This is a genomic window from Streptomyces sp. NBC_00885, from assembly GCF_045207475.1.
Classification (GTDB): Bacteria; Actinomycetota; Actinomycetes; order Streptomycetales; family Streptomycetaceae; genus Streptomyces.
Map to the genome: position 1 here is coordinate 5,935,078 of NZ_CP108796.1, position 22,687 is coordinate 5,957,764.

The window sequence follows — 22,687 nt, forward strand, 5'->3', positions numbered from 1 at the left end:
TAGTCACGGGCGCGCGCGGAGGCCGGTCGGCGCGCTTGCGTCACCCGGCGGCGGTCGGGACGAGCCGGACGCACGTGGGCGCGCCCCTCATCGGGGCGCGCCCACGGGTCCGGTGACCGCCGGTCAGAAGGACGAGACTCTGAGGAGGCTCTCCTTGGTGCCGTCGGGGTCCTGGGAGGGCCAGGTCCAGTCGAGGCTGCCGGCGGCCTGCAGGGCCGTCTTGACGGACAGGGGTGATGCGGTGGGGTGGGTGGCACGGTACAGCGCCGCGCCGCCCGCGACATGGGGTGCCGCCATCGAGGTGCCGGACAGCGTCGAGTAGCCGCCGAACCTGTAGGTGGAGCGGATGCACACGCCCGGCGCGATCAGGTCGACGTCGGCGCCGTAGTTGGAGAAGTCGGCGAAGGTGTCATCCTGGTCGTCGCGGCACGTGGCGGTGCCGGCGCCTCCGGACTTGCCGTCGAAGTCGGCCAGGGCGCTGACGGTGATCACTTCGTCGTACGCGGCGGGGACGGTGTTCTTCGCGTCGGCGTGGGCGTTGGCCGCCGCAACGGTGTAGGTGACGCCCTTGGCGACCGAATCGCAGATCGCCCGGTGCTCGGCATCGCCGTCGGTCCTGCCGCAGTTGCCGTCGTCGGTGCCCTCGCCGCCCAGACTCATGTTGGCGACGTCGATCTGGTCGGCGTGCTGGGTGACGTAGTCGATGCCGCAGATGACGTCCGAGGTGCTGCCCCAGCCGGCGGCGTTGAGCACCTGCACCGGCCAGATCCGGACGCCCGGTGCCATACCGACGACCCCGGTGCCGTTGTCCAGAGCGCCGATGATTCCGGCGACATGGGTGCCGTGACCGTGGAAGTCCTCGGGCTGCAGGAAGGGCATCGTGCAGTTCTTGGCGCCGGCTTTGTACACGTTCAGGTCCGGGTGGCTCAGATTGACTCCGGTGTCGATGACCGCGACATCGGCGTTGACCCGGGTGTCCTTGCCGTCGATGGCGGCAGTGGGGCTCAGGTCGGCCTCCGCCCGGTCCACACCGGTCGGGACCGACTGGGCGGCGGCTCGTACCCACTTGTCGGGCTGCACCGAAACCTGCGGGTCGGCGGCGAGCGCGGCCGCGGCGCTCGGGGTCATGGATGCCGCATAGCCGTGGACGGCGTAGCGGTAGACGTGGTGCACCACGGCACCGAAGGTGGAGGCCTGCTCCACAGCCGCGTCCACAGCCTCGTCCATTTCGGCTTCCCCGCGCGTGGTGGTGTCCGCGAGGGTCACGATGTACCGGCCGGGGATCTGACCGGACGGGACGGACTCCTTGGCCGCGGAAGGAGTCGGTGAAGCAGTCAGCAGGGCAAGAGCAAGGAGGGCGGCGCCGAAAAGTTTGGGCATCCCGGACCTTTCGTGAGAGCGGTGGAGGGCGAGCCAACCCGGCAATTCCGGGGCATTTGCCCTGGAAATATCCGGTTCGCTATCGCGCCCACAGCTAGCAGGTTTGCGCCTGTGCGACAGCCCGACATACGGCGCCCAGGGGATTCTCTGACCCTCTGTCAACCATGTGGCCCTGTACGGACCCTCGCTCCCTCGCCCCGCTGTCGGGGCCGGTTCGAAGCCCGGGTCCTGCGGGTCCGTTGCGGGGACCGGCCGCGGATGCTCGGACTCATGAATCCGCCGTACGAGCGGCGGCGCCCGCTCGCCGGGCTGCGCTTTGGGCCTTCGTCCAAGCGATCTGGCATTTGCTATGAAGCAGCGCTCCATGGCTTGTAAATGCTGCTCCATGCTGCCTACCGTGTCGCATATGCAGTCCTACACAATCGGCCAGGCGGCGCGCCTGCTGGGCGTCAGCGCCGACACCGCGCGCCGGTGGGCCGACGCCGGCCGGGTCGTGACCCATCGCGACGAGAGCGGCCGTCGGCTTGTCGACGGCCGCGATCTGGCCGCCTTCTCGGTCGAGGTCGCCCAGAGCGGCACCGGCGACGAGGAGGTCTCGTACACCTCGGCCCGCAATGCCTTTCCCGGCATCGTCACCGCCGTGAAGCTCGGAGATATCGCCGCGCAGGTCGAGATTCAGGCCGGTCCGCACCGGCTGGTCTCCCTGCTGACCCGGGAGGCCGTCGAAGAGCTGGGACTGGAAGTCGGCATGCAGGCCACCGCCCGCGTGAAGTCGACCAGCGTGCACATCGACCGCACCTGAGCAGCTGACAGCACACCTTCTTCCGCTTCTTCCGCAGTGGCGTCGTCCGTCCCCGACGCGGCCTTTCCCTACCGCTTTTGCCAAGGAGTCCCGTCATGTCGTACGCCTTCACCCGGCGCCGTACCGCTGCCGTCGTCCTGACCGCCGCCCTGCTCGTGCCGCTGGCCGGCTGCGGCAGCGACGACGCCGAAAAGGACAGCGGCGCGAAGACCGGCGCGTCCGGCACGCCGAAGGCCGCTCTGATCGTGCTGGCCGCCTCCTCGCTGACCGATGTCTTCAAGACCGCCGGTGCCGCGTACGAGAAGTCCCACCCCGGCACGAAGATCACCTTCTCCTTCGCCGGGTCGCAGGAACTCGCCGCCCAGGTCAAGCAGGGCGCCCCCGCCGACGCGCTGGTCACCGCCGACACCAAGACCATGGACGGTCTGAAGTCCGACACCGGCACCCCGACGGTGATCGCCAAGAACCGTCTGGTCATCGCCACCGTCGAGGGCAACCCGAAGAAGGTCGACGAACTGGGGGACCTCGCCGACAGCACGCTGAAGGTCGTCCTCGCCGCGCCCGAGGTCCCCGTCGGCCGCTACAGCAAGAAGATCCTGGACGCTCAGAAGATCGTGGTGAAGCCGGTCTCGGAGGAGCCCAACGTCCGGGCCGTCCTCAGCAAGGTCGAGCTCGGTGAGGCCGACGCGGGTCTCGTCTACAAGACGGATGCCGCCACGGCCACCGGCAAGGTCGACGCCGTCGAGATCCCCGACGCGCAGAACGCCATCGCCCAGTACCCGGCCGCGACCCTGAAGACGTCCAAGAACAGCGAGGCCGCCGCCGCGTTCGTGCAGTGGCTGTCCACGCCCGAGGCGCAGAAGATCCTGAAGGACGCGGGCTTCCAGCAGCCGTAACCGCCATACGCGGGCTGCCCGGTACGGGGGGCCGGGCAGCCCGCCACCAGACCCCCGGGAACATCCGATGAGACGTCCGCGCACGCGTGGCATCCGCACCACCCCGGTCGCGCTCGCCGTGCCCGCGCTCCTCGCGATCGCGTTCCTGCTGATGCCGCTGATCGGCATCCTCGCCCGGACCGCCTGGGGCGATCTCGGTACGCATCTGACCAGCCCGGGCGTCACCGAGGCGCTGCGGCTGTCGCTGCTCGTCTCCTTCTGGGCGCTCGGTCTCTCCCTGCTCCTCGGGGTGCCGCTGGCCTGGCTGCTGGCCCGCGTCGACTTCCCGGGCAAGGCGCTCGTACGCTCCCTCGTCCTGCTGCCGATGGTGCTGCCGCCGACCGTCGGGGGCGTGGCGCTGCTCCTCGGCTTCGGGCGCCGGGGACTGCTCGGCCCCTGGCTGGAGGGCACGTTCGGCATCACGCTGCCCTTCCACACCTCGGGCGCGGTCGTCGCGGCGACGTTCGTCGCGATGCCGTTCCTCGTCATCAGCCTCGAAGGCGCCATCGGGGGACTGCGTCCGAGCTACGAGGAGACCGCGGCCTCGCTCGGAGCCTCGCCGCTGCGGGTGTTCCTCACCGTCACGCTGCCCATGGCGGCTCCCGGGCTCGTCGCCGGGGCGGCGCTCACCTGGGCGCGTGCACTGGGCGAGTTCGGCGCGACCATCACCTTCGCCGGCAATCTGCCCGGCACCACACAGACCCTGCCCCTCCAGGTCTATCTGCTGCTTCAGTCCCAGCCGGAAGCAGCAACCTCGCTGTCCCTGCTGCTGCTCGCCATCGCCATGACGGTGCTCGTCGCCCTGCGCGGGCGCTGGAACGGCGGACCCCCGGTCCGGGCAGCGGGCGGACAGCGTCCTAAGGACGGCCCCGAACCGGCTCCGGCCGGCCCGCAGGCGGACTTTCCCGTACTGGACGAGCACTGGCCGCTGCACGCCCGCGTCACCGGCTTCAACGAGCTCACCCTGGACGCCGGGCCCGGCACCACCATCGCCGTCGTCGGCCCCAACGGCGCGGGCAAGACCACCCTGTTGCGCGCCCTGCTCGGCCTGACCCCGCGCGCCCACGCCGTACTGCGTCTCGGCGACGCCGATGTCACCGATCTGCCCCCGCACCGCCGCGGCGTGGCCTGGGTGCCCCAGGACGGCGCCCTCTTCCCGCACTTGAGTGCCCTGAGCAATACGGCCTACGGGCTGCGGGCCCATGGCGTCCCGCGCGCCCAGGCCCGCCGCAGCGCCCAGGACTGGCTGGACCGGCTCGGCGTCGGCCACCTCGCCCACCGCAGGCCCGCCCAGCTCTCCGGCGGTCAGGCCCAGCGTGTCGCCCTGGCCCGGGCGCTGGCCACCCGGCCCCGGCTGCTGCTGCTCGACGAGCCGCTCGCCGCACTCGACCAGACCACCCGTGCCCAGGTGCGCCACACCCTGCGCACCCACCTCGACGGCTTCGGCGGCGTCTGCCTGATCGTCACCCACGACCCGGTGGAGGCAGTCTCACTGGCCGACCGCGTTCTCGTACTGGACGAGGGCCGCACGATCCAGGACGCGCCGCCCTCCGAGGTCACCCGCCACCCCCGCTCACCGTGGGTCGCCCGGATGCTCGGCCGCAACGCCTGGCCGGGCACGGCGACTTCGGACGGCCTTGCCCTGCCCGGCGGCGGGCTTCTGGTCGTCGCCGAGCCGCTGCCGGTCGGAACCGAGGCGCTGGCGATCATCGCGCCGGAAGCGGTCGCCGTGCACCGCGACAAGCCCGGCGGCAGCCCGCGCAACGTCTGGCCGGGCACCGTCAGGGAGATCACCGCCAGTGGCAGCCGGCTGCGGATCCTGATCGCCTCGCCGCAGGCGCCGGACCTCGTCGCCGAGATCACCCCTCAGGCGGCGGCCGAACTCGGCCTCGCCGACGGGACTTCTGTATGGACAAGTGTCAAGGCGACAGAAGCCGTTGTTGTCACTCTGTGAGTATTGATCGCCGAACTGGGCGGGAAACCGGCCAACTCTGAACAAAAGTCGAGCACTCTTTTTCCTTTCCCGGCAGCGGCCGGAATGGTCGCCGGTTCCCGGAACTCTTGTTCCCCGCCTGGGGTTTGTGTAAGGGTGAGCTTCCTCGCGTCTGAACATGGTGATTATTGTTCAGTCGTTCGAATTAACCGCGGTATAGACCAAGTAGGGCGCATCCTTTCAAGCGACAGAAATTTCTCCGGGCCGGCAACTCGGACCGGGGAACCGGCAACCGTTCAACCCCCCACCGCAATGCCCTGGATGGAAACACGTCTATGCAGAATCCCCGTACTCCGGGTCCCGTCCCTCCCTCTCGCACCGGCCTCAGCTCCGGGGACTCCGACGAAGGTCTCGCGGCGACACTGCGGACCGGCGGGGGGACGGACGAGATACGTCCCGTAGCAGTGCTGCTGGCGAGGCACTGGCAACCCGTCTTCGACTACACGTCGATCTGCACTCCATCGGCCACGGCGGCGTCCATGCTCGCCACTGCCGCCTCCAACAAGGTGCTGGAGAATCTCCGGCAGGTGCGGACGACCGCCGCGCTTCGTCCGCTTCTTCTGGTGACGGCCCGTCAAGTCGGCAAGGCGTGGGCGGCCGACGAGCGGATCACCGCACTGCCCGAACTCCAGAATCCGGACACCGGCCGCTCCGTTCCGGTCGACATGTTCACTATCCCGGAGAATCGGACCCTCGTCGCGCGGGCATTCCAGGCATTGCCCGGGCCCGCCCAATGCCTGCTGTGGCACGCCGAGGCCGAGGGCGAGGGCATATCCGTACCGGCTGGTTTGCTGGCCATTGATCCGCGGGGTGCGGCGGCCCAGCTGGAGCAGGCCCGGGAAATCTTCCGGGCGGCCTGCCTGCGGTTGCACGTGGAGCTGGCCCCGGACAGCGAATGCCGCCACTTCAGCAGGCTGCTCGACGTGTCCCTGCGGCGGGGCGGCACACTGATCCCCGACATCAAGGCGCACTTGGCGAAGTGTCAGCACTGCCGCTTCGGCGCGGAACAACTCGACCAGGTCGGTGGCCGGCTGGCCCTGCTGCTGGCCGAGGCCGTGCTCGGCCGGGCCGCCCAGCCGTATCTCGACTCGCGGCCCGCCCGCAACAGCGCCCGCTTCCAGGCGAAGGCCGCCGGGGCGGAGGGGGCGTCCGGCGGCGCCGGAGTGCGCCCGCCCGCACGAGGCGCCGGACGGCACTCACGGGGCGGACGCCCGCGCGCACTGCCCCGCCTCTCGCTGAGCCCGCGCGGGCGTGGCGCGGTCGTCACCGGGCTCGGGATCATGACCGGCCTCCTCGTCGTCGCGACCGCCGTCACCGAACTCTGGCCGGACGACGACAGCCACGCGGGGCCCGCCGTCCCGAGCGGCTCCGTCACGGCGATGCCCGCGCCCGGATCCCGTACCCCCTCCAGCCCCGGCCCCCAGCCGTCCACCACCTCCGCCGCGATGCCGACCGGCCCGCTGAACACCAGGCTGCGCAATGTCGGCGCGGGCCTGTGCCTCGACATCAAGGACCAGAGGGTTCAGGCCGGTACGGAGGCGACGATGGCGGCGTGCTCGTCGGCGGTGACCCAGCAGTGGGTGTACGAGACGGACGGGCTGCTGCGCAGCGCGGCGGCCGTCGATCTCTGCCTCGACTCCCACGAGCTGGACGGGGTCGCCGAACTCGGCGCCTGTACACAGGCGTTGGCGGCCGATGCGGGGGATGTGCGCTACGACCTGACGATCCAGGGCGATGTGATCCCGCGCTGGAACGAGGCACTGGCTCTGGTGCCCGCTTCGGCCGAGGCCGGGTCGGCGGTGGTGGTCAGGATGAGGGACGGGTCGCCGGGGCAGCGATGGGCCACTGACAACGTTGCCGCACGGGTGCCGAGGGCGCGGCCGAGCGCGGACACGGGGCATCCCTCGACCAAGGAGGTCAACGTGCCGCCGCCGGGGGGTACCGGCAGCGCGCCCGCCGGAACGGGCGCGGCGCCGGACCCTGCGCCGAGCCAGCGGTACGGCGAGACCCGCTCGAGCGTGCGCCGCGTCAACGACGGTGGTACCGGCTGGGGTTCCGAGGCCGTTCCGGAGCCGGAGCGCGCGCCCCGGCTGCGCCCGGCGGCTGCGACGAACCTGCTGAGGCCGACGTCGAGGGGTGCGACCGGAGCGCTGAATGCGCGGGTCCCCGACAAGGATCCGGCGGCGGGAACTGAGCCCATCGGGGCTCGTATCAAGGCAGCCTCCGCTCACCCTGCCCGAGCGTCACTCTGACGGGAGAGCTACTTGTCACGTCGCGGCAGCTTCGGGAGTACGGACTCCCGGAGCTGTCCGGCGGCTAATTCGCCGCGATCGGCCCGGTCAAAGGGCGGATCGGCGTGCTCGTGGCATTGTCGAGGTTCTCTTCGACCCAGGTGCGGAGCAGACGCAGCGGAACGGCTGCGCCGTGACCGAGGTCGGTCAGGGCGTACTCCACGTGCAGGGGCACCGCGGGGTAGATGGTGCGGTCGACGAGCCCTGTGTCCTCCAGGCGCCGCAGGGTCTGGGTGAGCACCTTGGGGCTGACGCCCTGCAGGTGCCGCTGCAGGGCGCCGAAACGCTGTGGGCCGCCTTCCAGGGCTCCGATGGCCAGGGCCGACCACTTGTTCGCGAGCAGGTCCAGCATGGCGCGGCAGGGGCACTGTGCCGCGTAGACGTCGTGGTGGGCGTGCTGCCCGGTCTGGCAGTCGGTGGTCACAGGAACGCTCCTCAGCAGCATGCTTCCCATTGGGAAGTAGGTTCCCTTGATAGTAACTACCTCCCTGGGGATACGGTCAAGCCCGCTGGACCGGGGGTCGACAAGTGGCCTTTCGGCGGTTTTGTTTCAAGGGAGATGACTGATGTCCTCGATGCGCGCGGTGGTGCAGCACACCTTCGGCGGCCCCGACGTCCTGCGGGTGGAGGAGGTGCCCCGGCCCGTACCGCTGCCGACCGAGGTCCTGGTACGGGTGCACGCCGCCGGGATCAACCCGGTCGACTGGAAGACGCGGGGCGGCGGCGGCATGGCCGGTGTGCTCGGCGAGCCGCCGTTCACCCTGGGCTGGGACGTCTCCGGCGTCGTGGAGGAGACCGGCTTCGGTGTGACCACCCTCAAGGCCGGCGACGAGGTCTACGGGATGCCGTGGTTCCCGCGCGCGGCCGGCGGCTACGCCGAGTACGTCACCGCCCCCGCCCGCCAGTTCGCCCGCAAGCCCGCGAGCATCAGCCACGAGCAGGCCGCCGCCGTACCGCTGGCAGCCCTCACCGCTTGGCAGGCCCTGGTGGACACCGCCGGCATCCGCCCCGGTCAGCGCGTGCTGATCCACGCCGCCGCCGGAGGCGTCGGACACTTCGCCGTCCAGTTCGCCAAGCACCTGGGCGCCCATGTCACCGGCACCGCCAGCAGCGCCCGCCACGAGTGGCTCACCGCACTCGGCGCCGACGAACTCATCGACTACACCACGGTCCGCTTCGAGGAGGCGGCCAAGGACATCGACGTCGTCATCGACCTTGTCGGCGACGTGCGCGACAACACCAGCACCCGTTCGCTCGACGTGCTGCGCCCCGGCGGACTGATCGTCGCGATCCCCGCCGGTGTCTCGCCCGAACTCCACGAGGCGGCCGAGTCCCGGGGGCTGCGCACCAGCGCCTTTCTGGTCGAGCCCGACGGCCCGGCCCTGACCCGCATCGCCGAACTCATCGAGGCCGGCGAGGTGAGCGTGGAGGTCGAGGAGGTCTTCCCGCTGGAGCAGGCCGCCCAGGCCCACACCCGCGGCGAGAGCGACCGCACCCGGGGCAAGCTCGTCCTGCGCGTCACCTCCTGACCCCCGCTCAGTCGCCGGCCACGCCACGTTCTCGGCTCGCTCGGCTTCGAGATCCCGGACTGAGACGGTCCACCGTGCCCGTACGGGGCAGCGCCCGGCGCGCCGCCCCGTGCGTGCACGATCGTCAAGGCAGCGGGAGCGCCACCCTGACCGCGTACACGGCCACCAGCCCGTACCCGATCCGGAAGGTCCATGCCCGGGCGGTGTCCGAGATCCGGGTGCCCGCGAAACCGCTGGCCGCCACCAGCAGTTGCTGCCAGCCGAACGAGGCGAGGAACACCGCGCCGACGAAGACCGCCCCCGCGGCGCCCGTGCTCAGGGTCGCCCCCTGAGCGGTGGTCAGGGCGGCGAAGTACAGCGCCGTGGTCGGGTTGATCAGTGTGATCGCGGCGAACCGGGTGAACGTCTGCACCGGGCCCGTGCCCGTCCCTGTGCCCGTGCCCTCGCCCTCGCTCGCCACGGCGGGGCCGGGCCGCCGCGAGGCGAGCAGCCCGCGTACCGCGATCACCGCCAGCACGGCGGCCGACACCAGCCTGACCCAGGCCTCCACACCGGAGAGCGCGGAGGCGACGAGAGGGCCCAGTGCCGTCGCCACGGCGGCATAGGCGCAGTCGACGACGGCGACCGCGGCCGCGGCGGCCACGGCTCCTCGGCGCTCCCGCATGCCCTGCTGGATGAGCAGCACGCCCACCGCCCCCAGGGGCATCGCCACTCCCAGGCCCGCCGCCGCGCCCGCCATCGCCGTTGTCCACATACTCATGGCGGACACTGTCCGGCCCGGGCTGTGATCGGCGCGGCCGTATTACGCCTCGTGCTGCGACAATCTCCGTATGGACCGTCTCGACAGCGAAATCCTCGGTGTGCTGCGGGAGGATGCGCGGATCTCCTACCGCGATCTCGGCGTACGCGTGGGCCTCAGCGCGAATGCAGCCGCCGAGCGCGTGCGCCGGATGCTCCGCGACGGCGTGATCCGCGGCTTCACCACGATCGTCGACCCCACCGCCGACTCCCGCGGGGGTCTCGTCGTCTTCATCGACGTCACGCTCCGGCTCGACACGACGAACGAGGAGTTCGAGCGGGTCGTGCTGAAGCTGCCCGGCATCACCGAAGTCGTGCATGTGACGGGCGCGCACGACTATCTCGTACGGGCCAGAGCAGCCGACCCCGCCGAACTGGACGCACTGTTGCGCACCCTCAAACGCGAGGCGGGCGTCGCCCAGTCCAGCACCCGGATCGCGCTGCGGGCCGCTACCGGGGGACCTGCCAGGTGAGCGTCATCTGCCCCTGACCGGCCTTCATTCGGCCCCGGTGAGAGGGTCGAGGACCAGCGGCCGGATCTTGCCCTCCAGCATCGAACCGAGGCCCAGGATGGCGCAGATGTCGGGCCGTTCGGCGATGTGCACCGGCATGCCGGTCGCGTCGCGCAGCATCTGGTCCAGGCCCGGCAGCAGCGCGCTGCCGCCGACCATCATGATCCCGCGGTCGGCGAGATCGGCCACCAGATCCGGCGGGCAGTCCCGCAGCACCTTGCCGATGCCGTCGAGGACGGAGGTGAGCGGGGTGTGGATCGCGTCGCGTACGGCAGCGGTGTCCACGCGCACCGAACGGGCCAGGCCGGTGGCCACGTCCCGGCCGTGGATCTCGGTCGACGCCGGGCCGTGAGGGGTCAGGCCGTTGCCGTGCAGGGCGAGTTGCAGGGGCCGTACGGACTGGCTGGGCAGCATCAGCTCGTGCTGGTGGCGCAGGTGCTGGATCACCGCGTGGTCGATGGCGTTGCCGCCCACCGGGATCCGCTCGGCGGTGACGATCGCGCCGAGCGAGAGCACGGCGACCTGCGTGGTCGCCGCGCCGCACACCAGGATCATGGTCGCGACGGGCTGCTCCACCGGCAGCCCGCAGCCGACGGCCGCGGCGATCAGAGTGTCGACGAGCTCGACCCGGCGGGCGCCGAGTCCGACGAGGGTCTCGACGGCGGCCCGCTGGGCGAGCGGGTCGCTGTCGTGCGGGGTGCAGGCGGCGGCGCGCAGCCTGGGCTTGCGGCGCAGCTGGCGGCGGAGCTTCTCGCCGAGAAGGTGACGGAGCATCCGCTGGGCCATGTCGATGTCGACGACGGTGCCGCCGGAGACGGGGCGGGCGACGCGGATGTAGTCGGGCGTGCGGCCCGTCATCTGCTCGGCGAACGAACCGACGGCGATCAGCGCGCCGGTGCGGGTGTTCACGGCGGCGACGCTGGGCTCGTCGACGACGAGCCCGGCCCCCTTCACGAAGACCCTGGTCCTCGCGGCTCCCAGGTCGACGGCGACATGGCAACGGCGCAACTGCTCAAGGCTGACGGTCACGGCGGATCCTCCCGAGTGCGGTACCTGTTCGCATCGTGCGATCGCCACGGGAGGTACGCGCGCTGGGTGAGCCGGTCGGGGGTACGAACCTGACGACCCGCCAGATCAGCTCCGCCGTTCGGGGGGTCCGGGCCCTGGGACCCCTACCGCAGCCTCTGCAGCAGCCCCCACGTGAACTCCGCCACGCACCGCTCCCCGCCCGGAAGCGTCAGCTCCAGCTGCCACCTCGTCGGAGCCGAGCCCTCCATCGGCCGTGCGGGCGGGAACGCCCGCGCCGCCTCGTCCACCGTGCACGACCACGGCTTCAGGTCCTGGGCCGTACGCAGCGAAGGACCCGGCACCCCGGGCGCGCGGACCAGCCATTCGTTCCACACCGCCCCGCCGCCCGCCGCCAGCACCTCGAAGCGCAGATCGGGCCAGAGCGGTACGGGCCACAGCAGCGCGTCGCACTCCAGATCGCCGATCGTGCGGCGCACGACCTGTTCCGGCTCGCCGAGCACCGAGCGGTAGCGGGCCAGCGCGCCCCGGCTTCTGGGCGCGCGGACCATCGCCTGCCAGCGGCGGTTGGCCTCGCGCATCTCGGCGAGCGAGGCTCCCAATTGGTGGCGGGCGTCCTCGACGAGGCCCGGCTGGTGGTCGGCCATGCGGCGCAGCAGCACCAGTTGGAAGTCGCGGGGCCCGAAAGGCGCGGCTGGGGTCATGCCCGACATCCTGCCCCGCTGACCGGCTCGAACGCGCCGTCAACCCGGCGAAGCAGACCCGCCGCGGAGTCGAAGATTCCACACACAACCCTCACAGAGTCCTTCACCGCCGGCCCCCTCGGGCCGCATAATCTGCGGGCGCCATGGATTACTGCCACCAGTGTCAACGGCACCTCAACGGCGCTCTGGCCTGCGCAGGCTGCGGCACGCCCGTCGAGGAGCTACGGCATTTCAGCCCCAGTGCGCCCGCGGCGGACCCCGTCTTCGAACTGGACGAGGTGTCCGAGCCCGTGGGCCACAGGCGTTCGCGCCGTCAGCCCCCTCCCCGCCGCAGAGCTCCTGCGGGGCGCCGGGCCCGCAAGAGGCGTGGCCGCAAGGCGCTGTTCGGCACGGTCGGCCTGGTCCTCGCGGTGGGTGCGCTGAGCCTCGCCGAGCTCGCTTACGAGAGCGGGGGCGAGGACGGCGCGGCCACCGCGGTCAAGGAAGAGGACAGCGTCGAGACGGAGCCCGCTCCGGAGCCGACGGACACCTTGACTCCGCAGGGCCCCGACGAGGTGACGGACGCGCCGGTGACCTCGTCCGGATCCCCGCGCCCCAGGCGCACGGCCACCCGTACCGCCGCGGGCGGCAGTGGCACCGGAAAGCCGACCGCGACCGGGTCCGGCCCGGTCGGCACGCCGTCCGCCTCGTCCTCCGCCGCAGATCCCTCGGGCAGTGCGCAGCCGTCGGGCTCCGCGCAGCCGACCGGGTCGAACCCCGGCGAACCTCCTCCACCGAACCCGGTTCCGACGCCCAGCCCCAGCGAGACGTGCGACCAGTTCCTCTGGTGGTGCATCTAGACCGCGGAGTGCTCTTGCGCGGAGTGCTCTACGGCACCGCGGGAGCCTGGTCTCCCAGCATCCGCTTGAGCAGGTCCCGCAGCACCGTCCGCTCCTCCTCCGAGAGCTGGGCCAGCGGCTCGCGCGCGAAGTCCAGCGACTCCCGCAGCCGGCGCGCGGTGTCCTTACCGTCCTCCGTCGGTGCGGCGAGCTTGACCCTGCGGTCGCCCGGATCGGGCCGCCGCTCCACCAGGCCGCGCGCCTCCAGCCGGTCGACGATGCCGGTGATGTTCGACGGCTCGCATTTCAGCGTCTGGGCGACCTGCCGCATGGGCAGGGGCTCGAGGGCCAGCAGTCCCAGGACCCGGGCCTGTGCCCCGGTGAGCGAGTGTTTGGCCGCGGCCTGCTCGTACTCCGTGTAGTAGCGGGCCACGACGGTGCCGATGAGCTCGACGACTTCGCGGGTCAGGGGGTCTGTGCGTTCAGTGGCCATGGGCACCAGGATACCCAGTTACTTGACAACATGAAATATCGAGGCGCATGGTTGTTTCAGTTAGTGAAGCTTTTTCCTAGGAGGAACGCAGCATGTCCGCACTTCCCACGTCCAGTCGTGAATGGCACCTGATCGCCCGTCCGCACGGCTGGCCCAAGGCTGAGGACTTCGCTCTGCGTGAGGCTCCGGTGACCGAGCCGGGCGAGGGCCGCATCCTCGTGCGCAACCACTACTTCTCGGTCGACCCGTACATGCGCGGCCGGATGAACGACGTGAAGTCGTACACCCCGCCCTTCCAGCTCGACCACCCCATGGAGGGCGGCGCGGTCGGCGAGGTCATCGCCTCCGGCGCCGAGGGCTTCGCCGTAGGCGACCACGTACTGCACGGGCTCGGCTGGCGTGAGTACGCCGAGGTGCCCGCCCAGTACGCCACCAAGGTCGACGCTTCCCTCGCCCCCCTCTCCACGTACCTCGGTGTGCTGGGCATGACCGGCCTCACCGCCTACGCCGGTCTCTTCGACGTCGCCTCCTTCAAGGAGGGCGACGCGGTCTTCGTCTCCGGCGCGGCCGGTGCGGTGGGCAGCCAGGTCGGCCAGATGGCCAGGCTCAAGGGCGCCTCGCGGGTCATCGGCTCGGCAGGATCCGACGAGAAGGTCAAGCTCCTCGTCGAGGAGTACGGCTTCGACGCGGCGTTCAACTACAAGAACGGCCCCGTCGCCGAGCAGCTGAAGGAGGCCGCCCCGGACGGCATCGACGTCTACTTCGACAACGTCGGCGGGGACCACCTAGAGGCCGCGATCTCCTCGCTCAACGTGCAGGGCCGCGCGACCATCTGCGGCATGATCGCCCAGTACAACAACACCGAGCCGACGCCCGGCCCGCGCAATCTGGCCATGGTCATCGGCAAGCGGCTGCGGCTGCAGGGCATGCTCGTGAACGACCACAAGGACCTCCAGCCGGAGTTCGTCCGCGAGGTCGCGGGCTGGATCGCCTCCGGCGAGCTCAAGTACAACGAGACGGTCGTCGAGGGCATCGAGAACGGCTACGACGCGTTCCTCGGTCTGCTGCGCGGTGAGAACACCGGCAAGATGATCGTTTCGCTCACCCAGTAGTCTCGACGTCAGCCACCGCGGTCGTGGGCGCGAGCCGCGGTGAACCAGCAGGAGGAAATCTCTTCATGTCGATCCAGCATTCCGACGTCCTCTACACCGCCGTCGCCACCGCGGAGAACGGCCGTGACGGCCGCGTCGCCACGCATGACGGTCAGCTCGATGTGGTCGTCAACCCGCCGAAGGAGATGGGCGGTTCGGGCTCGGGCACCAACCCGGAGCAGCTCTTCGCCGCCGGTTTCAGCGCCTGCTTCCAGGGTGCGCTGGGTGTCGTCGCCCGCCAGGAGAAGGCCGACATCTCCGGCTCGACGGTCACCGCCGAGGTCGGCATCGGCAAGAACGACGAGGGCTTCGGGATCATCGTCAAGATCTCCGCGACGATACCGAACGTGGACGCCGCCACCGCCAAGGACCTGATCGAGAAGGCCCACCAGGTCTGCCCGTACTCCAAGGCGACCCGCGGCAACATCACGGTCGACCTCGCGGTCTGATCGCCTCACGGCATACGAGAGGGCCGCACCCCGGCGGGGGTGCGGCCCTCTTCCATGCTCAGTGCGTCGGCCTTCGCATGCTCAGTGCGTCAGCAGCGCCCGGCCGACCTGCGCGAACACGCCCTTGGGGTGGTCGCGGAACAGCGGCTCGGTGCCGAACAGCACCACGTGCGCCCCCTTCGCGCTAAGGCCGCTGACGATCGACGCCTGTCCCGCCGCGTCCTTCGGGCCGCCCTTGCCGTCCTCCGTCGTACGCCAGTGGCCCGCGACGAGCGGGTTCCCGGAGGCGTACGACTGCTCGACCCGCACGCCCGGGCCCAGGTCGGTGAACCAGAGCGGCGAGTAGACGAAGGAGTGCGCGAGCGCGCCGCCGGTGACCGGGCTGCCGGCCGTATTGGCCACCCGGACCACGCCGTTGGCATCGCCATTGCCCGCCACCGGCTTGGCGGCGAGCAGTCCCGCGCCGGCGTTGAAGGCGGCGCCGCCCGCGCCGAGACCGACGACACCGCCGCCGCGCTTGAGGAAGGCGTCCAGCGCGCCGCGGGCCTTCGGGTTCAGACTCCCGTACTCCAGACCGCTCGACACATACAGCGCATCCGTGGTCGAGAAGTCGTAGCCCGCGTTGAGCACGGCCGTCGACACCGGCCGCACCTCGAAGCCCATCTCGCGCAGCGCGAACAGCTCCCCCGCCGTCACCGCCGCCGCCACCCGGGTCCGCTTCAGCAGGGCCGTGCCCTTCTCCCCGGTCGCCGGGAAAGCGACCCCGAGGCGATCGGCGAGCACGGACGCCACCCCGCGGGCCGAACCCGGCACCACCGCCGAGCCGTCCGCCGCGCGCCGCACCCGCACGCCCTGCGCGAGCAGGGAGTTGAGCGCGGCGATCTCCTTCGGGTCGTCGAGCCGCAGCCGCAGATCCCCGAAGGGGGCGACATGGCCGGTGGGCGCCGCGGCATGCACCGGGCGGCCCACGACATGCAGTTTGCCCGTGACGGCCTTGTCGACCCTCGCGCCCCACAGCAGCCCGAGACTCCAGCCCGAGATGTCATACATCGTGGCGACATCCGCGCTGATGTCCCGGCCCGCGGCCAGGATCACATTGGCGACGGCGCGCTTGGACTGGTGCATGTCGACGACATACGAACCCGCCGGGTAGACGCGGCCCGCGAGCCGGAAGGGCAGCAGCGCCCGCTCCACCCGTACGTCATTGGCGAGAAGATGGTCCACGAGCCGGGCCGCCGCGGTCGCCGACCGCTGGCCCCGCCCGGCCGGAATGACATACGCGCGCGGGAAGGTCGTCGTGTAGACGTCCTCGGGGCCGATGCCCGGCACACCCGGCACGGTCTTCTCCGACACCGGCCGCTGTGCCTCGCCCGCCGCGGCCCGCCGGAAGGTCTCGATCTGGTCGGCGATCACCGAGGTGCGGTGCGTGCGCGTGTAGTCGAGGGTCGCGCGCATCGCCGCGCCCGCAATGGCGGTGTTGATCGCGGCCCGGCGGCGCAGTTCGGCCACCGGGAGCGAGTCGTACTCCTCGTTGTTGACCGCCATCGGGAACTCGACGGTGTGCGCGGCGACCGCGCCCTGGAAGGGCATGTACTGCGGGGTGAAGATCGGAGGCCAGTCGTCCCAGCCCTCCTGCTGGTCACGGAAGGGGATGATCGCGGGCTCGACGCCGTCCTTCGCGGGCGTGTAGCCGAGCCCGTTGACCGCCTTCTCCATCCCGAGCGCGTTGGCGTAGGCGTTCTTCAGAAAGAGGTCGTACTCGTAGTTCTCGCCGTGCGGCGGGGTCGTCGGCTCGATCAGTGTGCCGTTGACGTAGCCGTGCAGATCGAGCATGAGGGCGGGCTGCTTGTCGATGGCGATCTGCCGGATGGCGCGCGCCTCGGGCTGGGATCCCGTGATGAAGTCGCGGTTCAGGTCGAAGCCGTTGGCGTTCGTACGGGTTCCGGCGATCCGGCCGTCCGGGTTGGCCGTCACATTGAGATAGACGCGGTTCTTCGACAGCAGCTCGCGGGTCGTCGCGTCCTTGGCCTTCGCCAGGCGCTCGATGAGACGCAGGGCGGCGTCCGTGCCCTCCCACTCGTTGCCGTGGATGTTGTTGTTGATGAACACCGGCGTCTTGTACGAGGCCTTGATGCGCCTGTCCTTGGCCGCGGCGGCGGGGGAGTTCTCGATGCGCTCCCGCATCCGCTCCTGCTCCCGGGCCTGCGCGGAGCTCTCGGGCGAAGTGACGGTGACGAGAAACAGCTCGTGCCCGCCGGCGGAGTGCCCGGCGACCTCTACGCTGACCCGGTCGCCCAGCTTCTGCAGGGCGTTGAGCCTCGGTGCGAGCGAGTGGTACGGCGCGAGCCCCAGCTTTATCGACTTGTCGGCCGGGTTCACGGGCGGCACGTCGAGGACGGTACGCCGCGGATAGCCTCCGCTCTTCGCGAGCCCGGGGGTCGTGCCTGTCCCGGTCCGCAGGGCGTTGACGGCGGCCTGGAGGGGAGTCTTCGCGACCTCGGTGTCGCGTCCGCCCCCTTCGCGTACGGGATGCGGAGAGTCGCGACCCGGTGCGCCGGGGACGGCGGTCGCGGGCGGCGGTGCGAGTAACAGCGCACCGGCGAGCGCCGCGGTGGCGGCCAGGGCGGGTCGGGGAATGCCCATGCGTACGTGCCTCCATGGTGTCGAAAAATCGAACAGCACAACGATCAGTACGCAGGGGTCTACCGGATCCGACGGCCCGGCAACAAGGGGCCCCCGATAGGCTGGGCCTTATGCGTGATCTTGGGGTGGGCTTCGGCTACTTGGTCAAGGGGCAGCGCTGGGTCACCGGGCACGGCCGGTGGTTCGGCTTCGGGCTGCTGCCCGGGCTGGTGGCCGTGGTGCTGTACGCGGCCGCGCTGGTCGGGCTCGGTTACGGCGCCGACGATCTGACGGCGTGGGCGACACCCTTCGCCGACGACTGGTCCTCGCCCTGGCAGGGCCTGTTCCGCGGCTTTCTGACCGCCCTCGTCGTCGGCTTCGGGCTGTTCACCGCAGTGATCACTTTCACCGCGGTGACCCTGCTGATCGGCCAGCCCTTCTACGAGTCGCTGTCCGAGCAGGTCGACCGCACCGAGGGTGGAGACGTGCCCGAGTCCGGGCTGCCGCTGTGGCGGGAGCTGTGGATCTCCGCACGCGACTCGCTGCGGGTCCTGACGCGCGTCGTGCTGTACGGAGTCCTGCTCTTCGCCCTCGGCTTCGTCCCGGTCGTCGGCCAGACGGTGGTCCCGGTGATCGGCTTCTGTGTCTCGGGCTTCTTCCTCGCCGAGGAGCTCACGGCGGTCGCCCTCCAGCGGCGCGGAATCCAGCTCAAGGAACGCCTCGCGCTGCTGCGCGGCCGCAGGCTGCTCACGCTCGGCTTCGGGGTTCCGCTCACGCTGGCCTTCGTGGTGCCGTTCGTCGCGGTGTTCCTGATGCCGGGGGCGGTGGCGGGGGCGACGCTGATGGTGCGGGACCTGGTGGCGCCGCCGGGGGACGACGAGGCGCCGGGGGCGCCGGCGCCGTTCAGCCTGAACAAAGGGTAGGCGTGGGGGGTGCGGGTCGCCTGCGGCGGGCTTGTTCCCCACCCCGTCCTTTCCCGAACTGGGGCTCCGCCCCAGACCCCGCGCCTCAAACTCCCCCAGACTTCGTCCGGGGGGACCCCCACGGGGCTGAATTTCGCGTCCGGGATCACGCCTCAATCGCCGGCGGGGCTGGATGTGCGGCCCTGCCGCACATTTCAGCCCGCCGGCGATTGAGGCGGCGCGTCCTAGAACCGGAGATCCGCCACCGCCAGGCCCGGCGACCCCGCGCCCGCCGTGGCGAGCAGTGATCCGTCCGGACCCCAGATCGCGCTGCCGCCCCCGCACTCCCCGACCTCGCTCCGGCCCACCGGATTCGCGAGGAGCACATACAGCCCGTTGTCCCGGGCCCGGACGGGGTAGACCGACTCGAACGAGTCATTGCCCACTTCAAGCGCTGAACTCGCCACGTATGCCCGGCAGTTGTCGGCGCGAGCCCGCTCGGCGAGCTCCGGGAAGCGGTTGTCGTAGCAGATCGCCATCGCGAACCGTACGCCGTCGAGCGTGAACCGTCCGTCCTCGGTGCCGGCCTCGAAGAGGTCGAGCTCGTTCCCGTACGGATGCAGCTTGTCGTAGCGGGCGAGCAGTTCGCCGTTCGTGCCGAGGGCGAGCGAGGCGATGGTGGGCCGCTCGCCGGGGGTGCGGGCCGCGCAGTTGACGACCGCCGCGGTGGAGGTGGCGCGGCACGCCTCCCTGACCGGCTGCAGACGCGGATCGTCCGGCGCCACACACAGCTCCGGGTCGTCTGCGATCAGCTTCAGCTCGTAGCCCGTCACCGCCAGCTCGGGGAAGACGACGAGCCGGGCGCCCTGCGCGGATGCCGCATGGATCAGGGCGGACATGGAACGGACATTGGCCTCGATGTCACCGGGTACTGGTGTGAACTGCCCTGCCGCTGTCTTCATGCGTCCCATCATCGGACACGGTCTCCCCCAGGTGCCGTGCTGGGGGAGACCGCCGTCGGCCTCAGCTCACATTGAGCGCCGTGTCGTCGACGACGAACGACGTCTGCAGCTGGGAGCCTTCCGTGCCGGTGAACTTGAGCGTGACGCTCTGGCCGGCGTACGCGCCGAGGTTGAAACTGCGCTGGGCGTAGCCGCTCGCCGCGTTCAGGTTGGAGTACGTGGCGAGCGTGGACAGGACCGTGCCGCTGCTGCTCAGGACCTGGACCTTGAGGGTGTCGTATGCCGTGCTCGTGGTCGTCTCGGCCGTGTCGATGTGCAGATAGAAGCTGAGGGTCGCACTGGTGCAGCCGGACGGGATCGTCACCGACTGGGACAGGGTGTCGGTGTGGGCGGAGCCGTAGCCGTTCAGCCAGGCCTTGTAGGAGCCGGTACGGGCGGGCTCACCGCTGTCGGTGGTGATGACGCCGCCGGTCGCGGACCAGGAAGCGGCGCCGGACTCGAAGCCCGGGTTGGCGATGAGCTGGCCGGCGGTGCAGGTGCCGCCACCGCCACCTCCGCCGCCCGTGCCGCCGGAGAGCCACTCGGTGGCGTTGAGGGCGAGCGCGGCGTTGGTGCCCGCGGTGTCGTTCCAGCCGTCGTAGAGGGTGTTGCCGGACTGGCCGGTGCCGTCGTCGATGGGCGAACTGTCGCCCCAGACCGCGACCCGGCCGCTGCCGAAGGTACTGGTGGCGAAGAAGGCGCCGGTGTTGCCCGAGTAACCCGTGCGGTAGACCAGGCCCTTGACGGCCGGATTGTCGGCGGGCTTGAGCGTGACGGTCGTACCGCTGCGGATGATGCTGCCGGTGACCTTGCCGAAGGGGCCGTTGAGCACCGGGTCGGTGGTGTCGCTGATGGCGCGCGGGTTGTTGGTGGAGACGGACAGCGTGTCGACGGAGAACCCGAACGGGTCCGTGCTGTCGACGCTGTTGTTGCTCATCAGGTCGTTGATGACCTCGACGGCGTCGTAGCCGTCGTTGTTGCGGTCGGCCCCGGTGTGGTCGGAGACCAGGAAGAGCCCGCCGCCGTTCTGCACGAACCTCATGACCGCGGTCTTCTCGGCCGCGCTGAGCAGGACGTTCGGCTCGGGCAGCACGAAGGTGTCGAAGTTCTGCAGGTCGAGCGCGGCGGTGGTGCCGTACGTGATGCTGTTGCCGGGAGGCAGCGTCTTGAGCTGGTAGTCGCCGGTCTTCTGCAGCGCGACACCCCAGGCGGAGATCGCGCCGGTCCAGTCGGTCTCCGCGGAGGGCGTCGCGTCCTGCCCCAGCGGGTCGGGCTGGCTGGTACCGATGATCCAGTCGGCGTTGCCGGCGGTCTCGGCCTTGCTGTTGTCGAAGAGAACCCGGTGGGGAGTGGCGGCGACCGCGGCGGGGGCGGTGGCGGCCTGAACGGTGGTTCCGGCGACGAGGGCGGCGAAGACGGCGAGGGCGCTGACGAGTCCGCGTCCGGGTCTTCTGGCACTTCTGGAACTTCGGGATCCGAGCATCCGGCAGTACCTCCGTGAGGGGTGGGGAGAGGTGGTGCGGGCGTCGATTCTGCGCGCGTAGAACAGCGGGCGGCGAACCGCGGGACGACGCGCGCTTGAACGGTACATGGCGAACCCGGTACCAACAATGGCTTGTTCCCCACCCTGCCCCGCCCGCGCCTCAAACGCCGGCGGGACTGTAATTCAGCCCGTCCGGCGTTTGAGGACAAGCCCGAAGGGTGTTCCGGGGTCTGAAAAGGCCCGCCGCAGGCGCACCCCCGTACCGGCTCAGCCAGACGACTCCGCCGCCACGCGAATGACCGCGCGGACCTGCGCGATGATGTCCAGCCGGTTCCTGACGAACACGGGGTCCGTGACCTCCGTCGTGTTCTCCGGCCCGAACTGGAGTACCGGCGTGTGCACATGACCCCCCGGGATCTTCAGCCCCAGCCGGTCCCGCAGCAGCGTCGCCCGGTACGCGATCTCGTTCGACAGGTAGTCGCCCCCGCCCCCGGCCCGCGCCGTCGAGCCCGCCGTCGGGCCGTCGGGGCGGACCACCGGGTCCGAGCCGCCCGCCGGGATCTCCGTCACCGTCGTGTTGTCGTACACCGGGAAGCGCCCCGTCTGCGCCGCGACGATCGCCTTGTACGGAAGCGTCGTGGTCGTCCACTGCGGCTGCGACGCCGGGTCGGCCACCGGCACCGTCTCCGTACGCGAAACGTTCTCGTTGTCGCCGAACCCGCCCCGCCACGCCCCGTTCGTGCGCTCGATGTCGATACGGCCGACCCGGCCCTGACTCACCGTCGTGAACAGATCCGCCTTCGGAAGCTGCGGGCGCAGCGTCCGCTCGACCGTGCCGTCCGCGAAGTCCTGCCAGCGCACGGGGAAGACCGCAGTCTCGATACGCGCCGGGCCGTCCGAGGTACGGATCCACGTACCGTCCAGCGCCAGCGCCGTCGCCCCGGACGGGTTGCTGATACGGATGTCACGGTCCAGCGTGAAGGGGTCGAAGCCCGTCATCACGATGCGCTTGATGCCCTTGCCCGCGGGGAGGTTCATCGAGTCCTGGCCGCGTGAGGAGCGTTCGAGCCGGTCGAGGAGGCGAGCCCGCTGGGTGTTGGAGAGCCCGAACTCCGGCTGCCACTGCCGCAGTTCGCGGGTCATGCCGAGCCGCGCCCAGTACAGCGGCCGGTCGTCGTCCCGGCTGAGATCACCGAGCGCCGGGCCGCGGCCCTGGGCGCGGTCGACGGCCCGGTCCCACAGCTGTGAGCCTTGGCGTACGACGGCCCGCTCGGCCTGCCGGTACGTCCGCGCCGCGGCGAGCGCGTCCGCGAACCGCGGTGCCACGGCGTCGAATCCGCTGCGCCGCAGGATCTCCTGGGGCACGGCCCGGTCGAGCCGCTGTTCCTCCACCGTGGAGGGTGAGGCCGGTGCGGGCTCGGCCGCGGCGAGGGGTAAGCCTGTGAGGGTGAGGGTGACGAGGGCGGCGCCAACTACGTGCAGGCGGATGCGTATCCGGGACACGGGATTCCTTCCGTCGGGTGGCGGAAGTATCGCCGCCGTCCAACCACCGTGGCCAGTACGTCACTTCGGCAGCGCGGGCCCCAAGAGCCTCAGGAGGCGGCCCGGCAGCTTCTCGCCGTACTCGGTCCGCAGCATCGTGGCCCGGGCCCTGTCAACAAGGCGCCGGGCACGCCACTTTCCGCCATCATGTTCTCCCTCACCCATTTCGGCCCGCAGCGCGACGCCGACGAGCTGATCGCCGAGGCGGTCCGGTCCGGCGGATCGGTGCGCCTGCGGCGGGCTTGTTCCCCACCCC

Annotated in this window: 20 protein-coding genes; 10 read left to right on the top strand and 10 right to left on the bottom strand. The window is 70.8% G+C overall.

Annotation, left to right across the window (positions count from 1 at the left end; genetic code table 11):
• Positions 1-123: 123 nt before the first annotated feature.
• Complete coding sequence (locus OHA61_RS27000) at positions 124-1,380, bottom strand: S8 family serine peptidase (RefSeq protein WP_406305195.1); 1,257 nt, start codon at positions 1,378-1,380, stop codon at positions 124-126.
• A gap of 406 nt (positions 1,381-1,786) precedes the next feature.
• Between OHA61_RS27000 and OHA61_RS27005 the strand changes: the two genes are divergently transcribed.
• The 4 genes from OHA61_RS27005 to OHA61_RS27020 all read left to right on the top strand — a co-directional run bounded on the left by OHA61_RS27005 (position 1,787) and on the right by OHA61_RS27020 (position 7,362).
• Complete coding sequence (locus tag OHA61_RS27005) at positions 1,787-2,182, top strand: helix-turn-helix transcriptional regulator (protein ID WP_324989765.1); 396 nt, start codon at positions 1,787-1,789, stop codon at positions 2,180-2,182.
• Positions 2,183-2,277: 95 nt separating this feature from the next.
• The gene (gene modA / locus OHA61_RS27010) at positions 2,278-3,078 is read left to right on the top strand and encodes a molybdate ABC transporter substrate-binding protein (protein ID WP_361912877.1); all 801 of its coding nucleotides are present in this window, start codon (positions 2,278-2,280) and stop codon (positions 3,076-3,078) included.
• Positions 3,079-3,145: 67 nt separating this feature from the next.
• On the top strand, positions 3,146-5,071 hold the full coding sequence (locus tag OHA61_RS27015; protein WP_406305196.1) for an ABC transporter permease: 1,926 nt from the start codon (positions 3,146-3,148) through the stop codon (positions 5,069-5,071).
• Between the two features lie 314 nt (positions 5,072-5,385).
• The gene (locus tag OHA61_RS27020) at positions 5,386-7,362 is read left to right on the top strand and encodes a ricin-type beta-trefoil lectin domain protein (protein WP_406305197.1); all 1,977 of its coding nucleotides are present in this window, start codon (positions 5,386-5,388) and stop codon (positions 7,360-7,362) included.
• A 64-nt stretch (positions 7,363-7,426) separates the two neighbouring features.
• On the opposite strand, the gene OHA61_RS27025 is transcribed toward OHA61_RS27020, so the two are convergent.
• On the bottom strand, positions 7,427-7,825 hold the full coding sequence (locus OHA61_RS27025; RefSeq protein WP_406305198.1) for a winged helix-turn-helix transcriptional regulator: 399 nt from the start codon (positions 7,823-7,825) through the stop codon (positions 7,427-7,429).
• Positions 7,826-7,967: 142 nt separating this feature from the next.
• Here OHA61_RS27025 and OHA61_RS27030 point away from each other — a divergent pair, with 142 nt between their 5' ends.
• Positions 7,968-8,930, top strand: a complete 963-nt coding sequence (locus OHA61_RS27030) for an NADP-dependent oxidoreductase (protein WP_361912865.1) — start codon at positions 7,968-7,970, stop codon at positions 8,928-8,930.
• Positions 8,931-9,054: 124 nt separating this feature from the next.
• Here the strand turns inward: OHA61_RS27030 and OHA61_RS27035 are convergent, their stop codons facing one another.
• Positions 9,055-9,690, bottom strand: a complete 636-nt coding sequence (locus tag OHA61_RS27035) for a LysE family transporter (protein WP_406305199.1) — start codon at positions 9,688-9,690, stop codon at positions 9,055-9,057.
• A gap of 70 nt (positions 9,691-9,760) precedes the next feature.
• On the opposite strand from OHA61_RS27035, the gene OHA61_RS27040 reads away from it, so the two are divergent.
• Positions 9,761-10,201, top strand: a complete 441-nt coding sequence (locus tag OHA61_RS27040; protein ID WP_406305200.1) for an Lrp/AsnC family transcriptional regulator — start codon at positions 9,761-9,763, stop codon at positions 10,199-10,201.
• Positions 10,202-10,225: 24 nt separating this feature from the next.
• Here the strand turns inward: OHA61_RS27040 and OHA61_RS27045 are convergent, their stop codons facing one another.
• Positions 10,226-11,269 (bottom strand): rod shape-determining protein, encoded by a 1,044-nt coding sequence (locus OHA61_RS27045; protein ID WP_324989751.1) that lies wholly within the window; start codon positions 11,267-11,269, stop codon positions 10,226-10,228.
• A 143-nt stretch (positions 11,270-11,412) separates the two neighbouring features.
• Entirely contained in the window at positions 11,413-11,979 is a 567-nt protein-coding gene (locus OHA61_RS27050; protein ID WP_406305201.1) for a hypothetical protein, read from the bottom strand.
• Between the two features lie 134 nt (positions 11,980-12,113).
• Here OHA61_RS27050 and OHA61_RS27055 point away from each other — a divergent pair, with 134 nt between their 5' ends.
• The gene (locus OHA61_RS27055; RefSeq protein ID WP_406305202.1) at positions 12,114-12,809 is read left to right on the top strand and encodes a hypothetical protein; all 696 of its coding nucleotides are present in this window, start codon (positions 12,114-12,116) and stop codon (positions 12,807-12,809) included.
• 28 nt (positions 12,810-12,837) lie between these two features.
• On the opposite strand, the gene OHA61_RS27060 is transcribed toward OHA61_RS27055, so the two are convergent.
• Complete coding sequence (locus OHA61_RS27060) at positions 12,838-13,281, bottom strand: MarR family winged helix-turn-helix transcriptional regulator (RefSeq protein WP_406305203.1); 444 nt, start codon at positions 13,279-13,281, stop codon at positions 12,838-12,840.
• A 92-nt stretch (positions 13,282-13,373) separates the two neighbouring features.
• Between OHA61_RS27060 and OHA61_RS27065 the strand changes: the two genes are divergently transcribed.
• Positions 13,374-14,393, top strand: a complete 1,020-nt coding sequence (locus OHA61_RS27065; RefSeq protein WP_406305204.1) for an NADP-dependent oxidoreductase — start codon at positions 13,374-13,376, stop codon at positions 14,391-14,393.
• A 65-nt stretch (positions 14,394-14,458) separates the two neighbouring features.
• Complete coding sequence (locus OHA61_RS27070; protein ID WP_406305205.1) at positions 14,459-14,881, top strand: organic hydroperoxide resistance protein; 423 nt, start codon at positions 14,459-14,461, stop codon at positions 14,879-14,881.
• A gap of 81 nt (positions 14,882-14,962) precedes the next feature.
• On the opposite strand, the gene OHA61_RS27075 is transcribed toward OHA61_RS27070, so the two are convergent.
• On the bottom strand, positions 14,963-17,524 hold the full coding sequence (locus OHA61_RS27075) for a M14 family zinc carboxypeptidase (RefSeq protein ID WP_406305206.1): 2,562 nt from the start codon (positions 17,522-17,524) through the stop codon (positions 14,963-14,965).
• Between the two features lie 110 nt (positions 17,525-17,634).
• On the opposite strand from OHA61_RS27075, the gene OHA61_RS27080 reads away from it, so the two are divergent.
• Positions 17,635-18,426: an EI24 domain-containing protein gene (locus OHA61_RS27080; protein WP_406305207.1), complete on the top strand. Its 792-nt coding sequence runs from the start codon at positions 17,635-17,637 to the stop codon at positions 18,424-18,426.
• A gap of 224 nt (positions 18,427-18,650) precedes the next feature.
• On the opposite strand, the gene OHA61_RS27085 is transcribed toward OHA61_RS27080, so the two are convergent.
• The 3 genes from OHA61_RS27085 to OHA61_RS27095 all read right to left on the bottom strand — a co-directional run bounded on the left by OHA61_RS27085 (position 18,651) and on the right by OHA61_RS27095 (position 22,392).
• Entirely contained in the window at positions 18,651-19,367 is a 717-nt protein-coding gene (locus tag OHA61_RS27085; protein WP_406305208.1) for a carbon-nitrogen hydrolase family protein, read from the bottom strand.
• Positions 19,368-19,428: 61 nt separating this feature from the next.
• On the bottom strand, positions 19,429-20,889 hold the full coding sequence (locus OHA61_RS27090) for a hydrolase (RefSeq protein WP_406305209.1): 1,461 nt from the start codon (positions 20,887-20,889) through the stop codon (positions 19,429-19,431).
• 267 nt (positions 20,890-21,156) lie between these two features.
• Positions 21,157-22,392, bottom strand: a complete 1,236-nt coding sequence (locus OHA61_RS27095; RefSeq protein WP_406305210.1) for a pyroglutamyl peptidase — start codon at positions 22,390-22,392, stop codon at positions 21,157-21,159.
• Between the last annotated feature and the right edge of the window lie 295 nt (positions 22,393-22,687).